We start from the raw sequence: 876 nt of genomic DNA, 5'->3' as shown, positions 1-876 counted from the left end.
CCTCCTACACTTCGAATCCCGTCCTTAGGAGGCTGACCTCATGGCGGATACCCTTCAGGTCACCAGGCCGATCGCGCTTGGCCGTCCACGCGGCGCACATCGATTTGAAGCCTTCAGCCCCAAACTCGCGCGCCGCGTGATGTTCTACCGTCGTGCGTTGCTTGAACAATGGTTACTACTCGAGGCGAATCCGAAGGTGATCACCTTCTGCGAGCGACCGGGCTATGTGCTGATCAACGAAGACCGTCACCTCGCCGATTTCTGGGTGCGCTACGTTGATCGCGATGAGTTGGTTATACTAAGCGAACTGCTGCTTGGATCCAATGCAGACGGGTCATGCGCCGTACTTGACGCTTGCACCGCAGAGGTCCGGCTTGTTGGATCGGCCGATCTCGCCGCGGCGCGTGCATGGACGGACAACTGGCAGCGCATCCTCCCCTACCTTGTTGCGAATCGGTGCCTCGTGCCGGCAACGTTACCACCAGCCATCATGCAATTCGTGGAGGAGCCACGGCGACTGCTCGATATCGAGCGCGAGTTCCTGCCCAGCGACCCGGTGATTGTTCGCGCTGCGCTGTTCAGCCTGCTCCACACAGGTCGCGTCAGCGCCTCGGCACTTCAGACTCAACCGCTGTCGCTGCTCACCTCCTTCACAGCGTTGGAGGCAACATCATGAGTCGCCGCAAGCCGGAGTTGCAGGCGATCGATGTCAACGCATGGCCTACTGTCGCCCATACCGAACTCGACGAACCAGTCCGCCGCAAGTTCGAGGCACGTCGTCAGGCCATATTGCGCTATATCGCTGGCGAACCGATCAGAGCCATCGAAAAGTCGACACACTTCAATCGCCGGCAGTTGTACCGCTGGCTTGAGCGC

The 876-nt window shown here is 59.9% G+C and carries 1 protein-coding gene and 1 pseudogene; both read left to right on the top strand.

From position 1 onward, the window contains the following. Window positions 1–40: 40 nt before the first annotated feature. Entirely contained in the window at window positions 41–676 is a 636-nt protein-coding gene (locus JMY24_RS38105) for a hypothetical protein (protein WP_128598715.1), read from the top strand. Then, a pseudogene (locus JMY24_RS38100) lies at window positions 673–876 on the top strand (helix-turn-helix domain-containing protein); the annotation flags it as partial. The gene JMY24_RS38105 and the pseudogene JMY24_RS38100, both read left to right, overlap by 4 nt.

It is taken from the genome of Paraburkholderia kirstenboschensis (genome assembly GCF_904848585.1).
Classification (GTDB): domain Bacteria; phylum Pseudomonadota; class Gammaproteobacteria; order Burkholderiales; family Burkholderiaceae; genus Paraburkholderia; species Paraburkholderia kirstenboschensis.
The sequence above is the reverse complement of the archived record's forward strand: the minus strand, read 5'-3'. Positions and strand labels throughout refer to the sequence as shown.

Excerpts from the sequence above, each read along its gene's own strand:
- JMY24_RS38105 (WP_128598715.1), top strand. The coding sequence starts at position 41 with ATGGCGGATACCCTTCAGGTCACCAGGCCGATCGCGCTTGGCCGTCCA.